Below are 21234 nucleotides of genomic sequence, written 5' to 3'. Positions count from 1 at the left end.
TTACTCTCCAGCCGTCGCGGCGGGACCGGGCTGCCTGACCAGCTTTTTCCAAAGCCAGGGTCCGAACAGCGCAAGGATGGTTAGAACAAAGAACAAAAGCGATAGCGGCCGGGTGAACATGAGCCACCATTGATCATCGAGCATAATCAAAGACTGCCCCAACCGCTTTTCAAGCATGCCGCCCAGGATCAATCCGATGGCAAGCGGCACAACCGAATAGCCGAAGCGGCGCATGAAGTAGCCGATAATGCCCGAGCCAATCGCGATCCATACGTCCAGCATGGATTGGTCGAGAGCATAAGCGCCGACGACGGAAAACGTGAAAACGATCGGCCACAGAATGGGGATCGGGATAAAGGCGACGCGGGCGAATATCTTGGCGCCGAACAACCCCACGAAGATGAACATGACGTTCACCAGCAGCATCGCCCAAAAGATGGCGTAGGCGAACTGCGCTTGGTCGGTGAACATTGTCGGGCCCGGCTGAAGGCCGTGCACCATCAAACCAGCCAGGATGACGGCGGCGGTTGGGCTTCCAGGAATGCCAAGAGCTAAGGTCGGCACCATAGCCCCGCCGGTCGCGGAGTTGTTGGCCGCTTCCGATCCAGCGATCCCTTCAATGGAGCCTTTGCCAAACTCCTCAGGCTTCTTCGACCAGCGGCGCGCTTCATTGTAGCCGATCATCGAGGCTACGGTGGCACCCTCAGCGGGTAGAATGCCGATGAATGTACCAATGCCTGAACTGCGCAGGATCGTCCGCCAGACGCGGCGATAGTCTTCGCGGCTCGGCAGCTTGATCGCCTTCATGATGACCTGGCGCTGCTCAACCGACAGACGCTCCGCCTGGACCAGAAGCTCAGAAATCCCGAAGATCCCAATCATCACTGGTACAAAGCCAATCCCTTCGGAGAGCTCATTGAAGCCGAAGGTGAAGCGCTCGACGGTGGTCAGAAGATCCTTGCCGACTGTGGCGAGCAAGATACCCAACAGACCCGCGATGATATTGCGCATCGGTGTGCCGCTGCCGATCGTTGCGAGCATAGAGATGCCGAACACGGTCAGGGCGAAGTATTCCGGCGGTGCAAAATTGTAGGCCATGCGCGCTAGAAGCGGCGCAGCTGCCATGAGGCAGATCACGGAAATGATGCCGCCAAAGGTCGACGAGATGGTCGCCATACCAAGCGCCCTACCGGCCTCGCCGCGCTGCGCCAGCGGGTAACCGTCAAGGCAGGTGGTTGCACTGGCTGACGTCCCAGGCGTGTTGATGAGGATTGCCGTGATGGCGCCAGCAAACGTGGCAGCACAATAGATCGTCGTCAGGATCGCGATGGCCGGAATTGGCTCCATCGTGATCGTGAACGGCAGCATCAGCGCGGCACCGGTTGTGGCGTTAAGCCCCGGCAATGCACCGATCACCACGCCGCCGAGCGTTGCCAAAAAGATGAGGAAGAGAAGACCGGGGTCCATGAGGGCGTAGAGCCCGCCAACTAGCGCTTCCATTGCCCGCTACCCGTACCAGAGGTTTGTCAGCGCCCCGCGGGGGAAGCGCACTTCGAAGATCTGATCAAACAGAAAGAAGACAGCGGTGGGAGCGATCAGCGCAACCAGCACCAGTGCCCACGCCCGTCGCTCACCCCACAGGAATGCAAGAGCTCCGGCGAAGATGCCAAGGGCAAGGAACAGATCGATCTGCGTGACCAGACCGAAAACCCCGAACAACCCCATACTGATCCAGACCATCTTGTCCGGTGCCGCGATGTCGACCACAGGGTCGAGCATCATGACAGCGAGCGATAGAACAGCGATCAGCACGATCACGAGCTGCGGGAAGTGTTCCGGCTGCATACCACGCAGCAAAATGGGTGGCACGCGATCAAACTGGGTGGTCAGCCAAAAGGCGACGCAGCAGAAAGCGATCAGGCCGAGAGGAACCGCGATGCGGGCCATGTCCACGTCCTTTGAGTGGGCACGATTAAGATCGTTGCGAAGGATACTCGATGGGTACGAACCCCTGGCCCGCCGGGGAGGAAAGCGGACCAGGGCACGCGACGTGCTTATTCGATGAAGCCAAGTTCACGCAAAGCTGCATCCATATCGGACTGCATGGAGCTGAGCTGATTGCCCCAAACGTCTGAACCTGCAACCGAGGTTGCATCCAGACCGACCGAGGTCAGGAAGCCCTGGTAAACAGTATGGTTCATCGAAGAGATCAGCGCGTCTTCGATCTTCATCGCGACCTCATCGGGCGTATCCGCATGCACAACAAAGCCACGCACCGTCGAGAAGTTGGCGTCAATACCAAGCTCCTGAGCGGTCGAAACATCGGGAAGGGCACTCATACGCTCAGGTGCCAGAACAACGATCGGGCAAATGTCGCCTGCTTCGATCTGCGAGCCGGCCTCAGCGAGGTTCAAAACCGCCACATCGACCGCACCTGCAACAAGCTGTGTGGCGAGCTCACCGCCACCTTCGAAGGGCACGATATCAGGCGTTGCCAGATCACCACGGCGCACAAACATGAAGGCGGACACATCGTCGATGCCACCAAGGTGCGTGGTGCCATACTTCAGGCCTTCCTCACGCTGCGCTTCAACGAACGCTTCGGCGCTGTCATAGACACCGCAACGGGTCATCAGGATTTGAGGATCATCGGTACCGCGCGCGATTGGGCGGACGTCATCGAGCGTCATTTCGGTGTTGCCAAGCGCAACTGTGGCCGAGTGACCAATCGTAAAGGTCAAGATGCTGTGACCGTCGGCTTCTTGCTCAAGATAGTAGTCCATCGCGACGGCGCCACCGCCGCCACGACGATTGACGACAACCATGTCGGTGCCAAGTTCGCGGCGTGCGCGGATCATCATCATGCGCGTCGTCACATCAGTGCCGCCGCCATTACCGGCGTGCGTCACGACCTCAATGGTTCGGGCTGGGAAGTCTTCCGCCACTGCGCCTGTGCAAACGGTGGCGGTGGCAGCGGCTGCCAGCAAGAGCTTCTTCATCGAATTTTCCTCCTTGAATGCGCGCGTTCGTTCGCGCGTCTGGGAGGTCCTTAGCAACAAAAGATATTTTGGTATACCAAAATTTTCTTAGTCCTGCTTTCCCTAGCCTTCCGCCACTTGTCTTTGGCGAGTGCGAGCAAAACTTCTACGCGCTGCACGTGGCCGCCGAATGCGGAAAGGCGCGTTCAGCAGGCCTGGCATCGTCGCACCGGTTTGACGGTTGGCATGTTTCTGCAGGCTTTTCCCTTCCGCGATCGAGACATGATCAAGACCATTTCAAGTCCGCTGTCTCGACTGGCCGTTTCAGAGTACCTAGTCTCGCCTCAATCGGCTGAGGTCTCAGGGTCGCAGGGTCTTAGGGTCTTAGGGTCTCGGCCCCGGGCAGGGATCGTCACGTCACGCTCGAAGCCTAAGAGCCGTCCCACGAAAGCAGCCCAAAGTGGCCAGCAGCAGGGCGGGTTCTTGTGTTGCCAGACAGTGTGCCGTCGAGAGGTTTGGCCGTGCGCCGTGGCACTCAGACGGATGCTAACCGTTCCGAATGGCTGAACACGGTGAAGCCGGCGCCTCGACTGTGCGCGATGAGCGTGATGCCAGCATCCATCGCCACTTCCACCGCGAAGCTTGTTGGTGCCGATACGGCGATGATCATCGGGCAGCCGACCAGAGCGGTTTTCTGCACCAATTCCACCGAAATGCGGGACGTCAGTACGATGGCGCCGCTCTGGACCGGTTGCCCGCCCAACAGAAGCGCGCCGATGAGCTTGTCGAGGGCGTTGTGGCGTCCGACATCTTCGCGCACGGCGACAATCCCCGCCTCAGGGACAAGGAAGCCTGCACTGTGTGCCGCATGGGTCTGATCGTGGAACGGCTGATGGTTGCGAAGCTGCTCGGTCGCATTATTGATCTCATCGGTTGAGAGCATGGTTCGCGCGCTTTTCAGACGGGGTACCGATCGTGCTGCTTCCTCCAAGCTGTCGATGCCGCATAGGCCGCAGCCGACCGGACCTGCCATGGACCGGCGCCGGTTCGCGAACGCTTCAGCCTTGTCATCCTTAAGCCAAAGCCGCGCTTCGATCCCGCGATCATGATCGAGCACTTGAAGTTCTACAATGTCGTCGAGGGCGGAGATGAACCCCTCGGTGAACGCAAAACCAACGGCAAAGTCTTCAAGATCAGACGGCGATGCCATCATCACCGCAACAGTGGTTCCCTGGATGACCACCGCAACCGGCGTCTCGACAATGAGCTGGCACTCTTCCCGTTTGCGCTCAGGCAGCCGGTCTGCGCGGACCGACCGGGTCGGCTCACGCACCGGATCGTTGTCAAACCTCTCCAGATCAACAGCCATCAGTTTGCTGCCTCAATCATCGACAGCCCTGCGTTCGTCAGCGAATAGGTCACGCGCTGCGTGCGCGTGTGGGTCTGGTCGATCGTGATCGCACCACCCTCGTGAGCCAGTTGGACGCACTCGCGGATGACCAGGGCATGCTCGATGCCCAGGCGCTTGGAGAAGGTGTGGCTGTCGGAGCAGTAGCCGCTGTGGGAGGCAGCGATCAGCCCTGCCGCAAGCGGCGTCAGATCATTGGCCTCATCGTGCAAGAGCCGTTCGACCAAACTTTCAAACTGGGTCTCGGTCCGCTCTCGCTTCTCAGCCGTCATCATCGGACACAACTTCGAAGCGAACGAGTACTGATTTTGATGCCGGCGTGTAGCTCTGAACCCCAAACTGGCCGTGCGGCACCAGAACATTCATTTCCGGATAGTAGCCCGCAACGCAGCCGAGCGGTGTGTCATAGGGAACAACGCGGAACCCGTTGCAGACCCGCTCCACACCATCATCATGCACGCCGATGATGTTGACGAGGCCACGCGCTTTGACGCCAAGGCGCTTCATATCTTTGGGGTTCATAAAGACGATCTCGCGCAGACCGAAGACGCCGCGGTACCGATCATCCATGCCATACACGGTTGTGTTGTATTGATCATGCGACCGGAAGGTCTGCAATACAAAGGTGCCATCGTCCTGTTGGCTGCGCTGCCATTCGGTTTGCTCAGGCAGGTCGTGCGAGGTGAAGTTGGCTTTGCCGTTCGTCGTCTTGAAGTCACGGTATGATGCGCCGTTGCGCAGCCGGAAGCCGCGCGGCTTGCGCACATCTTCGTTGAAGTTCCCGTAGATCGGCAGAACGCGGGCAATCATGTCGCGGATGAGATCATTGTCATCGGAGAGCGTGTCCCAGTCCACGACCGCGCTGCCAACGGTCGCCTTTGCGATACCGGCGACGATTTTCACCTCGGACAGTAGGTGTTTGGAAGCCGGCTGGTTGATGCCGCCTGAGCCGTGGACCATCGACATGGAATCTTCGACCGTCACCATTTGAGGCACGCCCTTCGAGTTCTTGTCGATCTCTGTGCGCCCAAGACACGGCAGAAGGAAACTCTTCTGGCCTGGCATGAGATGGCCATGATTGAGCTTTGTCGCCACATGGACGGCAAGCGGCATCCGCTTAAAAGCGTCCGCAACCAGTTCACTATCGGGGGTCGCGCGGGCGAAGTTGCCGCCCATGCCGATAAAGGCTTTCGCCGACCCTTCGAGCATCGCGCCGATGGCGTGCAACACGTTGTGGCCTGGCTCGCGCGGCAGTGGAACGCCCAGTTCCTTCTCCATCGCATCCAGCAGTGGCTTGGGCGCCTTTTCGTTGATGCCGACGGTGCGGTCGCCCTGAACGTTTGAATGGCCACGTACCGGGCACAAGCCGGCCCCGGGCTTGCCGATGTTGCCGCGCAGCAACATGAAACTGGCGATCTCACGGATAGTGGGAACGGAATGCCGGTGCTGCGTGACACCCATCGCCCAGGTCGCGATCACGCGTTCGGAGTTCATGTAAATGTCCGCACAGTAAGCGATGTCGTCGCGCGACAGGCCGGACTGCTCTTCTATCTGCTCCCACGATGTCTCTTCGCAGCGTTTGCGATAATCCTCGATGCCTGCGCTGTGTTCATGGACGAAGTCATGATCAAGCACGGAGGGCAGCCCCTCGCGCTGGGCGTGGTCTTCCGCTTCAAAGACAAGTTTGCCCATACCGCGGAAGATGGCCATGTCGCCGCCAAGCCGAGGGCAGAAGTAGTCCGTGGAGGTGGCCTCGCTACCGCCACGGATCATTTCCAGCTTTTCCTGCGGGTCAGCGAAGCGCTTAAGACCTTTTTCCTTGAGCGGATTGAAAACGACGACCCGTGCGCCGTTCTCGACCGCCTTGCGAAGTTCCGCGAGCATCCGAGGATGATTCGTGCCAGGGTTCTGCCCCACACAGAAGATCGCATCACACTCGTCGAAGTCCTCAAGCCGGACAGTGCCCTTTCCGATACCGATGGCCTCAGTCAGCGCAACGCCGCTTGCCTCGTGACACATGTTCGAGCAATCGGGCATGTTGTTGGTGCCATACAGGCGAATGAAGGTCTGGTAGAGGAAAGCGGCCTCGTTAGACGTGCGTCCGGACGTATAGAACTCCGCCTTATTGGGGTCGTCGAGCTTGTTCAGCTCCGCGCCAATCTCGGCAAAGGCATCATCCCATGAGACCTCCTCATAGTGGTCTGTTTCGCTGTTGTAGCGCATGGGGTGGGTCAGACGCCCCTCATGCTCAAGGTCGAAATCGCTCCACTGCTGAAGCGCAGAGACGCTGTGCGTTTTGAAGAAATCTGGCGTGACGCGTTCTTTTGTTGCTTCCCACGAGACGGCCTTCACGCCGTTCTCGCAGAACTCAAAAGACGAGCCATGCTCCGGATCGCCCCAAGCGCACCCGGGACAGTCAAAGCCGTGCGGCTGATTGGTCTTCAATAGTGTGCGGACATTGGTCAGGGGCTGGCCGCTGCGCAACAGGCGCTTTCCAACGCTCTTCAATGCGCCCCAACCGCCAGCGGCTTTCGAGCTTTTGCCTATGAAGTCTTTGTCGGAGACCGCTGCATCGCGTGCGGTCGTATCCGTGGTCGTTGACCGATCGTCATCGAAGGTGGTGTGGTTTGCCATAACAAGCATTTCCCCCGCTTTCGCCCCACCAGGCCCGATCCCCGTGGTTGGAAAACGTCTCCGGCGTCAGAGGTCATGTGCCCCTTTTGGCCAGGTCATCAGTCTTCAGAGCAGTGCCCTTGGGGCGTTGCCCTGATGCGCGCCGGCTCGGGTGGCTTCAGCGTTCCGCTCGGTACTCCGCTCGGGGCGGGGGGAGGGCGGTGCTTTGGGCCAAACCAGCGCGTCTCGATCTTGAGAGATGCTGGCGCCTGGCGCAACTGTTGTGTTGGGAGGTGGTCGGTGGCCCAGTCAGACCGGGCCACCAGTTTTCGTGTCTCAGGGGGTGGAGTTTACTCCGCGGGTACTGCGACCGCTTCGGGCTCCTTGTGATGATGCTTCTCACCAACCGGGCGAACCATGAGGTTGGCGAAGAACGCGATCACCAGCAACCCAGCCATGGCGAACATGGTGGTGTTGTAGAGCGTCGAGCTTGGGTCGACGGTGCCTGCGGGCACGATCTCCATCAGCTTCGCGATGGTCACCGTGTTGGCGTCCACAAGTTCCCGAAGCTGCGCGACCGGAGCGCCAAAGGTCTCTTGGAAGACCGACGGGTCAACCTTGGCAACCAGGTCGGTGATCGCGTTGTTCTTCGACATATCGCGAAGGAACGTGATGGCGAACGGGCCAAGCACACCGGCCGTCGACCATGCCGTCAGAAGACGACCATGGATGCCGCCAACGTGCATCGTGCCGAAGATATCGGCCAGATAGGCGGGGATCGTCGCGAAGCCGCCGCCATACATCGTGAAGATGATCATGGTGGCGATGTAGAAGCCCAGCAGTGCCGTGGTTCCGCCCATGCCTGCCCAGAACGGGATCGTGCAGTACAGGATGGTGCCGATAATGAAGAAGCAGTGATAGGTGTTCTTGCGACCGATGAAGTCCGACGTGGACGCCCAGAAGAAGCGGCCGACCATGTTGAACACGGAGATCATCAGCACGTAGGTGCCTGCGAACGCAGCGGTTACAAGCGCCAAGTCGCCGAAGATCTCGTTGATCATGGTTTTCGCCACACCGATCACACCGATACCGGCGGTCACGTTGAAGCAAAGCACAACCCACAGCAGCCAGAACTGAGGTGTCTTGAGCGCCTGATCGATGTGCACATTGTTGCGCGTGACCATGCCGGAAGCGACAGGCTTGGGCTCCCAACCGGCGGGCTTCCAGCCTTCGCGCGGCACGCGGTACTGGAACGCAGCGAAGATCATGACCAGGAGGTACACGATACCGAGGGTCAGGAAGGTCGATGCTGCACCCGTGTTGCCGGTGCCCACGACATAGACGCCAGCTTCACCACCGAACGATGCAGCCTGGTCGGCAGATGCAACCACGACTTCCACAAGACCGTTGGTGGTTTCGGCAAACCGGCGACCGCCTTCGGTGACCAGTGACACTGCGCTTTCGGCGCCCAGGAAGTCTGGCGCTTTCTGGTAGATGCTCAACAGCCACTGCTTGAGCGGAGCGCCAATCATTGCGCCGCCGCCGAAGCCCATGATCGCCATGCCCGTCGCCATACCGCGGCGGTCAGGGAACCATCGGATAAGCGTTGAAACCGGTGAGACATAGCCCAGGCCGAGACCTGCGCCGCCAAACACGCCGTATCCCAGATAAACCATCCACAGTTGGTGGTTGGCGATACCGGCGGAGCCAATGACAAATCCGCCGCCCCACAGAAGGGCCGCCACGACGCCAACGTAGCGCGGGCCGACTTTCTCAAGCCACTTGCCGCCAACGGCGGCGGTCAGGCCCAGAACGACGATGGCGACCGAGAAAATCCAGACAACCGATGACAGCGACCAGTCACCGCCAGAGGGGGCGACAACGCCCAATTCACGCGTCAGCGCCGGGTTGAAGACAGACCACGCGTACACCGAGCCGATGCACAAATGGATCGCGATTGAAGCTGGCGGTACCCGCCAGCGATTGTAGCCCTCGGGGGCCACAATGTTTTCCTTTTTGAGGAACCCCAGGGCTCCTCCAGATGCGCTAGACATGAGCGTCTCCCCGTTTGCGAGGCACCATTGCCCCCAAAGTCGCGATGCGGATTGCGAGATCGCCAAAATGCCGCACCTGGGGTTGTTTACCCACGCGAGATGTCCATGTGTCAAAGAAAAATATGATGTAAGTACAATGGGTTATGGGGATTTCTGGCCACATAGAGTCTGGTCTTTTTGGCCACTTTGAGCCCAAATCAAACCAGCTAAATGGACAAAATGTCCACTTCGTTTTCGACGTCGGTGTCAGATCGGGTCGAATTGTCCAGAGCCGGTAGCCAGACCTCAAACACCGCGCCTTCGCCTAAAGTACTATGCGCCGTGATGGTCCCACCCGCCCGTTGAACCAGCGATTGGCTGATCGACAAGCCCAAACCGGTCCCTTCGCCTAGCTTGGTGGTGAAAAACGGGTCGAAGACATGGCTGAGTCGCGCCGCTTCAATTCCCGGACCGGTATCGGTGACACGAATAATGGCACCCGGGACACCGTTGCGTTCGCCGGGCAGCGTTTCGACGGTTACTTGTCCATCGCTACCAATCGCTTGCGCGGCATTGATGATGAGGTTCACCAGGACCTGCTGCAACTCCGTCGCGACAATCCGGATGTCGGGCGTCGCATTGTCGTGATGACGCACCAGAACAATGGCGTCGTTTCGGAGATCGGCACCAACAAGGATTGCCGTATCGTCAACACTATCGCGCGGGCTGACCTGCGAGGGCATCTCGGACAGTTCATCCGATCGAGAGAAGTTCAGCAGCTTTCTTACGATCGTATTGATCCGATGCGTCTGCCCATCGATGAGGTCGAATTCGACTTTATAGTCGCGCGCTTCTTCGCCCAGTCCGCTTCGTATGATTTCGAGATTGCCCTGGATGACAGCGACGGGATTGTTGATTTCGTGGGCGACGCCAGCGGTGATTTCACCGATTGAGGCGAGCTTCTCGGAGACGACAAGTTGCTCGTAGGTCGCTTCAAGCTGTTGGTTGGCCTCCCGGAGCTCCTCGGTACGCTTTTCAACCTGTTCATTGAGATTGTCGGCGTAGTTGCGCAGCCTTTCATCGCGCTCCTGAACCTGATCAAGTAATTGATCGAGGTGGCTTGCGACTTGCCCAATCTCGTCTTTGGCTTTGACCTTACCGATTCTGGCGCCCAGTTCACCAACGCCGACCCGATCCATGGTGGCCGTCATCTTCTCCAGTGGCGAGAACACACCCTGAGCGAGCTTCAGGAAAATGGGAACGGAGACGCAGACAACGGCAAGGAAAGCGAGAATAAGCGTGAGTACGGTTGTCGAGCGCTGCTCGGAGAATGGTGCTTCGAGAAAGCCCGTGTAGAGCATGCCCACACGCTGCCCTTCGATGTCAGTAAGCGGAACGTAGCCCGAGATGTACCAATCATTGACGACGAAGGCCCGGTCGAGCCACGGCTCGCCTTCACCCATCACGTGCTGCCAGACCACCTCCGACACGCGCGTTCCCAGCGCGCGTTCGCCCTCAAAGAGGCGAACGTTCGTCGATACGCGAACATCATCGAGAAAAAGGGTCGTTGTGCCGGCGCGCTGGCCCGCCTCATCCCCTGCATCGCGATAAATGAGGGCGTTCATCGTATCGATAATCGAAAGGTTGCGATTGAGGAGCCGCCCACCTGCGAGGATCATACCGCTTCGGGGGTCACGATGAACGGCCAACAGCACAAGACCTCGATCCTCACTGCCTGCGCTGAGTGGTCGGGCCGCTTCGGTTTCGACAAGCGGGATTGCTGCCCGCTCGGCCAGTTCATCACCCAGGCGCTCCAAGTCTGACTTTTGCAGGACCGCAAGACCAGCAGCACCCACCTCTCCGGACGTCAGGGCCGCAAGCAGCAGGACGCTGCCCGGTATGGCCGGGTCATCGCCGGCAAACGGAACCAGGAAATCCAGCTCAGCAAGAGCCTTCCGCTCCGCCAGATAGGTTGAAAGCCGATCGGGCGGGCCATCAAGCCGTTCGGCAAAATCAACCGACTGGGCCACTGCCGCCACCGCTTCAGCCTGAGTGGTTTCAATGCGGTGAAAATATTGCTCCGCTATCCGCAGGTCACTGGCAACTTTGGCGATAAGCAGTTCATCAAACTTGTCGACCCAGCGAAGCATCGTCAGGCCCAGCAGGACCGGCATGACCACGATGAGAGGCAGAAGCGCCAGAGCGAGCAGCCGAAGCCGGACCGAGCGAAACATCTGTCACAGGCCCCAAGCCTGGCATTTCCGGTCTATCGTCTTGCGGGCGATGCCAAGCTGGCGGGCTGCTTGCGCGCGATTGCCACCGCAGGAACTGATGGCTTCAAGGATGTGACGCTTCTCAACATCGGCAAGCGTTTCAACCACAGTTGGACCGCTACCGTCTGTGACGGCTTGATCGAAGGTGCCTTGGATAAGCGCGCGTTCCATCGTGTTGCGCAGTTCGACGACGTTACCCGGCCAACCGTAGGAGATTAATCGCCGTTTCACACCGGCAGACATGGTTGGTTTATCCAACCCCATCCGGGCAGCAAGACTGTCGAGAAAGAAGTTGGCCAACTCGATGATATCGTCTTGGCGTTCGCGCAACGGCGGCAGGTCGACCTGGATGACGCTGAGCAGATAAAACAGATCCTGCCGGAACCGCCCTTGGGCGACCGCTTCCTGAAGTGGCGTTCTGGAGGATGCGATGATCCGAACATCCAACGGCACGCTGCGCTCGGCCCCCAAGGGTCGAAAGCGCTCCTCCGTCAGGAGCTGTGTCAGCAGGGTCTGGCAAGGCGGAATCAGGGTATCGACATCCTCAAGGTAAAGCGTTCCCCCGGACGCGCTCACCAGAATACCGTCATCATGCGGTGACGCAGTATCTGTCGGCCCTGTCTCTGTTGACCGATCGATCGCTCCATACAGCCGACGTTGGAATGTCAGCTCGTCAAGCGTTGAGCAATGCAGCCACGCGAAGGGACTTTCGCCCCGGCTCGACCTGTTGTGAAGCATACGGGCCGCAATCTGCGTGCCAGAGCCGACCTCACCTTGGATGATCACTTGCGCTTCAGTCGTTGCCGCGCGCCGAATGATGTTGCGAACCTCTTCAATCTTTGCCGAACTGCCAACCAACGCATCGCGCTGGCGCAAAAGGTCCCGGCCTGCCTCTATCTCATTGCGCAGAACGCTGTTCTGGCGCCGCAGTCTGGTCTTGGTGAGGCTTTGAGCAATGGCATTGATGAGCTGGTTTGATCGGAAGGGCTTGAGCAGGAAGTCCGACGCACCTGCTCTCATTGCAGCGATGGCCGTATCGAGGTCTGCGTGAGCGGTAATCAAAATTGCGTCCGAGAAAAGCCCAATCTCGCTTTGCTCGGTCAACCAGTCGACGCCGGTTTGCTTGGGCATGACGTTATCGAGCACGATGACGTCGTACCGCCTCTGGTCAAGCGCTTTGGTTGCTTCCTCACTGCTTGCGGTAACGTCGACGCGATTGCACACACGCGCTAGCGTTTTCTGCAGAAAGTTGCGCATGCCCGGTTCGTCATCGACGACGAGAATGGATGCGTTAGCAAGTGTCCTGGTCAAACGACCATCGTGCACTGGCGAGCCAATGGGCGTTGAACCGTCCAGTTCATTTTTTTGGATATTCACCGCAAACCCGCTAGCTTCCTCGAACCTTTTTCCCGCCGATTTCTTACCAAAGGCCCGCGCGTTTTTGCGCTAAGTGCCTTGTCCCAGATTTGGTCGGTCGTACCGGCTTATCATTATCAGTAGCTAATAGGAGCGATCGCGAAGCGTCCATCGCGCAAAGTACATACATCGGCCGCTGCCCAAAAACGTGTGGGAGTGGCCAAACAACCAGCGAAGGCGGCTGATTGGAGTTGTGATCGTGGTTCGAACGCGCTGCGTCCGCCGGCGTCAGTTGACGCAACGTTAGACCAATAGACGACCATCTGGCGTGGCACATGCCGCGACGGGTATGCTTGCTTTCGGTATACAGATCAAAAGACTTACTCGCAGGGAACTCCATGGCTAATTTTGTCGTCACCACAATCCTGGATGAGAATGACAGTGGGGCGACGGCTGGATCGCCTATTGGGGCCGGGCTGTCCTTGCGTGAAGCGATCACGCTGGCCAACGACAACCCCTCGACCGACGACACCATCACATTTGCGGCCAGCCTTTCGGGCCAAACACTTGTCCTGACGCAGGGCGATCTCAGTCTGAGTTCCGTGCTCACCATTGATGGCGACATCGACGGGGACGGTGAAGCGGACATCACGATCAGTGGCAATGATACGAGCCGCGTCTTTGATGTCGTGGGCTCGGGGGCTGACGCCACGCTTAACAGCCTTGACCTGACAAACGGGTCGGCGACTGCTGGCGGCGCGATCAGGATTGTCGGCGGCGACCTTTCCGTCAATCAGAGCACGATCCGGGACAGCGCGGCTAACCTCGGCGGCGGTATCTATGTCAGCGTCGGCAACCTGTCTGTTACCGGAAGTCTCATAACGGGCAATACCGCGACGACACTTGGCGGCGGGGTCTACTCCGACACCAACCTGTCTGGCACCCAGACCACCACGATCACCAACACGACGATCACGTTGAACAGTGCGGGAACGGGGCAGACCGATTCAGGTGGCGGCGTCTTCAACAGCGATGGCCTCACGCTCATCCAGAATTCAACTATCAGCGACAACAATGCTGGAACGGCAGCCGGCGTCTCCAGCCGCAGTTCAGCGACAACGCGAACGGATCTTTCCTCGTCCATAATCGCGGGAAATACCGCGGCGGACGCCGGGGACGGAAACGACGTTGGCTCAGACGTCCTGAATAGCCCGATCTTCAGTTTCAACTCGCTCGGTAACAATTTGATCGGCGACGGCGAGTTCAACGGCAACACGTTTTTCTCGCCCTTCAACAGCGATGGGGACATCGTTGGCACCACGTCATCTCCCGTTAATGCGTTTCTCAATGACCTCGCGGACAATGGCGGACCCGTTCAAACGCTGGCGATCCGGTCGTTCAGTCAGGCGATCGACGCTGGTAACAACGACGCATTCTTAGCGACCGATGTAAGGGGTTTGGCTCGGGAATTTGGCGGGTCGGCCGACATCGGCGCCTTTGAGTTTCAAGGGCAGCTAAACGGACCACAGACGTTCATTGTCACAACTTTGGACGACGAGCTGGATACTGTAGCGCCCGATGCCACCGTTGAGCTCATGGGTGGTGCGGGCGACCTCAGCCTTCGCGAAGCGGTTTTCCTTGCCAACCAGCAGTTTGGTACCGCCGACACGATCGTCTTTGATCCAGCGTTGGCGGGCCAGACCATAACGCTGACCGATGGGGAACTCGCCATCTATGGTGCTGTGACCATTGACGGCGATGTTGATGGCGATGACACGCCGGACATTACCATCAGCGGCAATGATGCGAGCCGTGTATTCTTCGTGAGCACCGATACGAGTGCCTCCTTCAACAGTCTGGACATTGCCAACGGCGCGACCAACTACTCAGGCGGCGCGATCTATGGCGGTTATGCGTCCCGCATCACGCTGAACGACAGCATTGTCCGCGATAGTTCGGCTAATAGGTATGGCGGCGGTATCTTGTCGTACGCGGGGACTTTGAATGTTAACTCCAGTCTGATCATCAACAACACGTCTGTCTTATCGGGTGGTGGAATCGCATCGCGAGGGGATTTCTCCGATTTTGAATTTGCTACCGGGCAAATCGTGAATTCGACAGTCGCCTACAACAGCGCCGGCTCCACAAGCGAAGGAGGTGGAATACAGGCCTACCTCTCCAGTTTTCGCGTTTTAAACTCCACCATCACATCAAATACAGCTGGCGAAGGCGGTGGAATTTTCAGCTCGAACGGGTTCGGGCTGTCGGTGAACGTTTCATCGAGCATCATTGCAGAGAACACCGCGACCCAAGCGGGTAAGGGCAACGATATTGGTGGCGCCCCGTTTACTTCTCTCGGCAACAATCTGGTCGGAGACGGCGAGTTCAACGGTACAACATTCTTCGTCACCGGAACGAATGGGGACATCGCAGGCACCGCCGCAAGCCCGGTTGATCCGCTGTTATCGCCGCTGGGGAACAATGGCGGTCCAACGCAGACGTTCGCGTTGGAATCGGGCAGCCAAGCCATCGACAACGGGAACAATGACGAAGCGCTGACAAGCGACGGTCGAGGGCGCGCTCGAGACAATGGCTCAGGGACCGATATCGGCGCGTTTGAGCTTCAGAACGTCAGCTCCACGCCGCAGAACCTGGTCGTGACAACGCTTGATGATGAGTTGGACTCGGTCTCTCCGGACGCCACCGTCGACACCATGGGTGGTGCGAGTGATCTGTCGTTGCGCGAAGCGGTTTTTCTCGCCAACCTGAATGACACAACGCTCGACACAATCGCTTTTGACGCCGGGCTCGCCGGGGGAACCGTTGTTCTGTCGCAAGGCGAGCTGATTTTGACCAGCGACATGCTTATCGATGGCGACACCGATGGCGATGGAGCAGCCGACATCACGGTCAGCGGGGCCGACGCCAGCCGCATCTTTGCCATCAACAGCATAAGCGCCGACGTGACGTTGACGGGCCTCACCCTCACGAACGGGGACGCCGGGGTCGGCAATGGTGGCGCTGTGCGCACGAGCGGTACCCTCACAATCATCAACAGCACACTTGCCGACAATTCTGCTGCAAACGGTGGGGCCATCTACGGCGTTTCGGCGTCCAGCATCGCGATTTCCGGCTCATCGGTTACGGAGAACGCAGCAAGTATGAGTGCCGGGGGCATTTATGCGGGCGGAGATCTGACGGTGAGCAGCTCAGTGATCAGCGGCAACAACGCCGGCGGTTACGGAGGCGGTGTTTACGTCAGCTTGTCATCAGGCAGGTTCATCAACACGACAATTGTCGGTAACACGAGCGGTGCTGGCGGAGGCGGCATAACCGCAAACGTCTCAACCATTCTGCTCGTTCATTCAACGATCAGCGGAAATTCTTCCGATGACCCCGGCGGAGGACTTGACCTCTACAGTGGGAGCGCGTTGACCACGATTAATTCGGTCATCGCCGACAACACGTCTGCAAGCGGCGCGAACGATGTCAGCGCACCGGGGCCCGGTAACACGATCAACGCCAATTCCAGTTTCTTCGGGGATGCCGTCACGATCGAGACCGATGGCGGCGGCAACACCAATGGCGGCATGGCTAACCTTGGGAGCCTCGCTGACAATGGCGGGCCGGCGCAAACAATCGCGCTTGTGGGTGGCAGCCCGCTGCTCGACGTTGGCAACGCAATGGCGAGCTTTATCGCGCTCAATGAAGTAACGCTTGGCATCGACATCAATGGTGATGGCGACACCAATGATCTGGTCAATTCAGTCGATGACTTGCTCTCGGACGCCCGCGGTGCGCCGCGGGAGTTCGGCACGGGTGCAGACATCGGTGCGTTCGAGAAGGCCGATGTGGCGACCAACGGGCCCGATACCTTGTTTGGCACCGGTTCGGGTGAGGTGATCAGCGCGCTCGACGGGCTTGATCTGGTCAATGGCTTCGGCGGCGATGACACCCTCAATGGCAACATCGGCAATGACACCCTCAATGGTGGGGACGGCAACGACACGCTGCGCGGTCAGAACGGTACCGATGAGCTGAACGGCGAAGATGGAGACGACACGCTCGAGGGTGGGGCGGGGATCGACACCCTCAATGGCGGTGATGGCGCCGATAACCTCAATGGCGGCGGTGGTCCAGATACGCTCAACGGAGACGATGGGAACGACGTCCTTGCAGGCAGCGCCGGCAATGACACGCTCAATGGCGGGGACGGCAACGATCAGCTGTTCGGTGGGGCTGACTTCGATACGCTCAACGGCGAGCTCGGCAACGACTTCCTCAATGGCGGCGCGTCCAACGACATCATCACCGGCGGCGGTGGCAATGACACGCTGATCGGCGATGAGGGCAATGACAACCTCAGCGGTGGCGGCGGTGTCGATCTGCTTTCGGGCAATGCCGGTAATGACGTCATGGCGGGTGGCGCAGACAATGACACGCTGAACGGCGGTGGCGGGGATGACCGCATGTTCGGTGGGGCGGGGGACGATACGTCCCGCGGTCAGGCGGGCAATGACTTCATCTCTTCCGGCTCGGGCGATGACACCCTAGAGGGCGGCAACGACAATGACAGCCTGTTCGGCGGCTTCGGCGAAGACACGCTATCGGGCAATGACGGCAACGACTTCCTGCAGGCCGGTGCCAGCAACGATGTGCTGTTCGGTGGCGCAGGCGACGATACGTTACAGGGCCGGGAAGACAATGACTTCCTCAATGGCGGTGCCGGCACCGATAGCCTGACGGGCGGCACGGGCGCGGACACATTCGTCTTCGCACCTGCCTTCGGCAACGACACCGTCACGGACTTTGAGGACGACATCGATCAACTGGACCTGACGGCCTTCAACTTCGCCAGCGTCAATGGCGCGCTGTCCTTCGCCAGTGATGTCGCCGGAGACGTCGTCTTCACCTTCGGCCCCAACACATTCACCATCCAGAACACCACCCAGGCCCAACTCGCGGATGACATTCTGATTTGAGGCTGGCCGGGGCAGGGATCATAGGAACTGAATTACCAAGCATACGGATCGCCGCAGCGAGGCTCAGGGGCGGGCGAAACACGCCATTGCTCGTGATGTCCTGTTCGGTTCAGAACACTTGACCGGATCGTGATCATGAGAGCCCTGTGGCTTTGCCTCGGGCGCGCGCCTGAAATCAAAAAAGCTGCGTTCAAGCGCGAAAGAAGATTGATGGGTCAGGTGGCATTTCGTCAAAGCTCGGAATGTCACCCGCTGGGAGTGCGCCTGGCAGAGCCCTTGACGCATAGACGTTGGCTCGTGGGCTGACAAACCCAGGATCATCCAAACTCCCGGCTCGGATAACGACTATCTGCGGGCGGCCAGAATTTGCGTTAAACAGCTGGGAGCCGCAGGCGGCACAGAAGTGCTTGGTCATAATGTTTCCGCTGTCAGCCGGATGGTCAAAGGTCTGCGCTTTACCCTGCGTCACGACCAGATCCGCAGCTTTGACGAAAACATTGGTCGCGTAGCTGGCGCCCGATGAGCGGCGGCAATCTTCGCAATGACAGTTCCACATGTTCACCGGTGCGCTTGACACCCTATAGCGGATTGCGCCGCACAAGCAGCCACCTGTGATCTCAGGCATCGAACTTCCTTTCGGTTGCACGGTTCGGACGGATTCTCATGAGCGATGGCCAGGCATGTCGGGCTCATCTTCGGTCGCCAGAAGGAAACCTGGCCGCTTCCGGACGGTGTCGTGCCACTCCGCTATGCGCTGGGGTAAAGCGATACCAAAGCCCAACCCAAGCATCCGATTGATGCCGATCGCCAGACTGACCTCTGCAAGGTTTGGCCGGGCGTTTTCTAAAGTGAAAAAGTCCGTCGGCGTCCCATCAATCAGCGATAGATTGCGGTGCGCCGCCGCCAGCGCAGCCGTGCCGCCATTGCCTTCATCGGGAACCTGATCTGTCTGGAAGATATCCAGAAACAGAAGGCGCACCGGCGGCCAGAAAACCAATGCGTACCAATCGAGCCACTGATCGGTTTTCGCAATCGCCTCGGGCGTGTCGCCATACATGTGGCCCTCTTGCCTGGCTAGATGCCGCATGATGGCGTGGCTTTCCCACAGGACGAAGGCATCGTCCTGCCAGACCGGCACCGTTCCATTTGGGTTCAAAGCAAGAAAATCAGCGGTCCTATTTCCACCGAATGGCCCGCCCACCAAGCGCCGTTCGGCCTCAATGCCTAGCTCGTGGGCCGTCCAGATTACCTTCTGAACATTCGTTGAGGATCCTCGCCCCCACAGAACTGGTTTTGATGCCATCGGTCCGCTCAACTCATGCCAACAGTGTGTTGGTGCGGATCTCCACCACAGTAGTAACCGACTGCTGCCAGACATCGGCTTTCACCAATGGGTCATCGGCGAACATCGCCTCGACCGACGCTCGGTTTTTGGCATCGAGGAGAAAGAAGCTTCCGATCATGCGGCTGTTATCATCGGTCTTGAGTGGACCGGATAAGAGGATGGTCAAGTCGTGCTTCGATGGTGCCGTCTGCAGGTAGGCGCGGTGGGCATCGATGTTGGCGAGGCGGTGTCCCTCGGCGTCGGGCTTGTCGAGCGCGTGAACGACGAAGTGCATGGGTTCTTCCTACTCGAAGACGAGGCTCAGCGCCGGAAACAGCGCTAAAACGATTGTAACCAGCGACATCATGATCACGAACGGGAAGGTGCCGGTGAAGATATCGCCGAGCGTTGTGGTCCTGTCCGATATGGTCGCTTTGACGACGTAGACCGTCAGCCCAAAGGGCGGCGTCAACAGACCGATCTCAACGGCGATCACCGTGACGATACCAAACCAGATCAGGTTCCCGCCCAGGTCCGTTACGATCGGCAGGCACAAAGGCAGCAGGATCAACATGATCGACGTGCTGTCGAGGATCATGCCCATAATAATGACGAGCACGATGTAGATCAGAAGGAACCCCGCGAGACCGAGACCCATCTCACCGAACATCATGGTGATCTCCTGCGGGATCGTCGAAAGCGTCAGCATGCGCGAATACATGGACGCGGCGACAATGAGCAAGAGAATGGAAACCGATACCAGGCCGGTATCGATGAGCACCTTCCAAAACCGTTTCACAGTTAGCTTACGCTTCGCAACCGCCACCATGATCGCCGCGGCGGCCCCGGCTGCACCTGCTTCTGTGGGCGTGAAGAAGCCCGTGTAAATGCCGCCAAGCACAATTGCGACCAGAATGGCGATGGGCGCGAGCTTGGCTGTCGCTGTGGGCCATGTCTCATCAATGACCGCCGATGGTCGATCGGACTGCATCACCATAGTGGGGCGCAATCGCGCCATGAGATAGATGCCGATGCCGAATGTCAGCGCCAGCAGTCCGCCGGGAACAATAGCAGCGAGGAAGAGTGCGCCGACGGACTGTTCGGCGAGGATGGCGTAAATGATCAGCAGAAGGCTGGGAGGAATGAGCATCCCCAAGACGGATGAGCCGGCCACGACGCCAAGCGCAAAGCGCTTGTTGTAACCGTTGGCCACCATTTGTGGCACCGCAACGCGCGAGAACACCGCAGCGGAGGCGATCGATATACCGGTGATGGAGGCAAACACGGCGTTGGCGGCGACGGTTGCCATACCGAGGCCTCCACGGATCTTTTGCATCATCCAAGCGGCTACCCGGTAGGCGTCGCGGCCAATATCGGCGGCGTCGACCACGAGCCCCATTAAGACGAACAAGGGAACCACGCCGAAAAGGTAGCGGTTGATCGACCCGCCAGCTGCCAGGGCAAGGGAGCGCACGGCAACGTTCGGGTTGTCGCGGATCAGCCAGATGCCAATGAAGGACAGCAGGATCAGAGCCACAGCGATGTGCGCGCCCGACAGGATCAGGATCAACATGAACGCTATTGCCGCTGCGCCGATCTGGACCCGGTTAAGATCGCCCACCACGATCACATAACCAATGACCAGCAACACGACGAAGCCGAACACGATTGGCCAACCTCGCGGTGGACGGTCGACGCTATGGCGGAAGGTGAGGGGCTCGACGCGCGTTTCGTTGGCGAGCTGCTTGATGTCTTTCACGAGCTGAACGGCAAATGCGATTGCGGTTAGGATCGAACCGCCAAACAGACAGGCTTTGATCGGCCAGACGGGTGCTGTGAAAACGCCCTGTGCGCCGAAGAACTCCTTTTCAACCCACGCGTCCACCAAAGCTGGCCAGGTGCCTTGCGCAATGACGGCGAAGACGAACATCCCGCCCAGGTGAAAGAAAATGCGGATCGCCGCCGCCGCGAATGGGCGCCTGTCTTCCAAAGACCCAATGAACAGATCGGTGCGGGTCATTCGCCCGCTCATCAGTGTATGCGCCGCCTGCAAAAATACGATCGCGACAATGGAGTTGGCGACTATTTCCGCAACGCCTTGGATCGGATCGTTGAAGAAGTTGCGGCTCAAGATATCGGCGCAGATCAGGCACATCAGCGCGAAGATCCAGACCGATGCCGCGCCGCTGATCACGCCGGTGACCAGCGACACGCTTTTTTCTACCTGGTCAGTGCCACGACGAAGGCGGCGTAGAGCGTCGGCCATG

Annotated in this window: 14 protein-coding genes; 1 reads left to right on the top strand and 13 read right to left on the bottom strand. The window is 59.0% G+C overall.

Going from position 1 to position 21234, the window contains the following annotated elements; all coding sequences use genetic code 11:
- The 9 genes from AAF739_14860 to AAF739_14820 form a co-directional block, all read right to left on the bottom strand.
- Entirely contained in the window at positions 1-1500 is a 1500-nt protein-coding gene (locus AAF739_14860; protein MEM6383951.1) for a tripartite tricarboxylate transporter permease, read from the bottom strand.
- 6 nt (positions 1501-1506) lie between these two features.
- A complete protein-coding gene (locus AAF739_14855) occupies positions 1507-1947 on the bottom strand; it encodes a tripartite tricarboxylate transporter TctB family protein (GenBank protein MEM6383950.1) in 441 nt (146 codons plus the stop codon).
- A gap of 107 nt (positions 1948-2054) precedes the next feature.
- A complete protein-coding gene (locus AAF739_14850; GenBank protein MEM6383949.1) occupies positions 2055-2999 on the bottom strand; it encodes a tripartite tricarboxylate transporter substrate binding protein in 945 nt (314 codons plus the stop codon).
- 514 nt (positions 3000-3513) lie between these two features.
- On the bottom strand, positions 3514-4347 hold the full coding sequence (gene fdhD, locus AAF739_14845; protein MEM6383948.1) for a formate dehydrogenase accessory sulfurtransferase FdhD: 834 nt from the start codon (positions 4345-4347) through the stop codon (positions 3514-3516).
- On the bottom strand, positions 4347-4661 hold the full coding sequence (locus AAF739_14840) for a hypothetical protein (protein MEM6383947.1): 315 nt from the start codon (positions 4659-4661) through the stop codon (positions 4347-4349). The genes fdhD and AAF739_14840 overlap by 1 nt, the downstream gene beginning before the upstream one ends.
- Positions 4648-7020: an FdhF/YdeP family oxidoreductase gene (locus AAF739_14835; GenBank protein MEM6383946.1), complete on the bottom strand. Its 2373-nt coding sequence runs from the start codon at positions 7018-7020 to the stop codon at positions 4648-4650. The genes AAF739_14840 and AAF739_14835 overlap by 14 nt, the downstream gene beginning before the upstream one ends.
- A 329-nt stretch (positions 7021-7349) precedes the next feature.
- Positions 7350-9053, bottom strand: coding sequence for an OFA family MFS transporter (locus tag AAF739_14830; GenBank protein MEM6383945.1), 1704 nt, complete (start codon positions 9051-9053; stop codon positions 7350-7352).
- Positions 9054-9259: 206 nt separating this feature from the next.
- Positions 9260-11266, bottom strand: coding sequence for a cache domain-containing protein (locus AAF739_14825; GenBank protein MEM6383944.1), 2007 nt, complete (start codon positions 11264-11266; stop codon positions 9260-9262).
- A gap of 3 nt (positions 11267-11269) precedes the next feature.
- Positions 11270-12682, bottom strand: a complete 1413-nt coding sequence (locus AAF739_14820; GenBank protein ID MEM6383943.1) for a sigma-54 dependent transcriptional regulator — start codon at positions 12680-12682, stop codon at positions 11270-11272.
- Between the two features lie 377 nt (positions 12683-13059).
- On the opposite strand from AAF739_14820, the gene AAF739_14815 reads away from it, so the two are divergent.
- Positions 13060-17643, top strand: coding sequence for a calcium-binding protein (locus AAF739_14815; GenBank protein MEM6383942.1), 4584 nt, complete (start codon positions 13060-13062; stop codon positions 17641-17643).
- A gap of 190 nt (positions 17644-17833) precedes the next feature.
- On the opposite strand, the gene AAF739_14810 is transcribed toward AAF739_14815, so the two are convergent.
- The 4 genes from AAF739_14810 to AAF739_14795 are packed head-to-tail and all read right to left on the bottom strand — an operon-like array spanning position 17834 to position 21233.
- Entirely contained in the window at positions 17834-18268 is a 435-nt protein-coding gene (locus tag AAF739_14810) for a GFA family protein (GenBank protein ID MEM6383941.1), read from the bottom strand.
- A gap of 36 nt (positions 18269-18304) precedes the next feature.
- On the bottom strand, positions 18305-18946 hold the full coding sequence (locus tag AAF739_14805) for a glutathione S-transferase N-terminal domain-containing protein (GenBank protein MEM6383940.1): 642 nt from the start codon (positions 18944-18946) through the stop codon (positions 18305-18307).
- A gap of 13 nt (positions 18947-18959) precedes the next feature.
- A complete protein-coding gene (locus AAF739_14800; GenBank protein ID MEM6383939.1) occupies positions 18960-19262 on the bottom strand; it encodes a YciI family protein in 303 nt (100 codons plus the stop codon).
- 9 nt (positions 19263-19271) lie between these two features.
- The gene (locus AAF739_14795) at positions 19272-21233 is read right to left on the bottom strand and encodes a TRAP transporter large permease subunit (protein MEM6383938.1); all 1962 of its coding nucleotides are present in this window, start codon (positions 21231-21233) and stop codon (positions 19272-19274) included.
- Position 21234 lies beyond the last annotated feature (1 nt).

The sequence above is a fragment of the Pseudomonadota bacterium genome, assembly GCA_039024915.1.
In the GTDB taxonomy this organism is placed as follows: Bacteria; Pseudomonadota; Alphaproteobacteria; order Rhizobiales; family MH13; genus MH13.
This window is presented reverse-complemented; position numbering and strand designations above follow the sequence as displayed.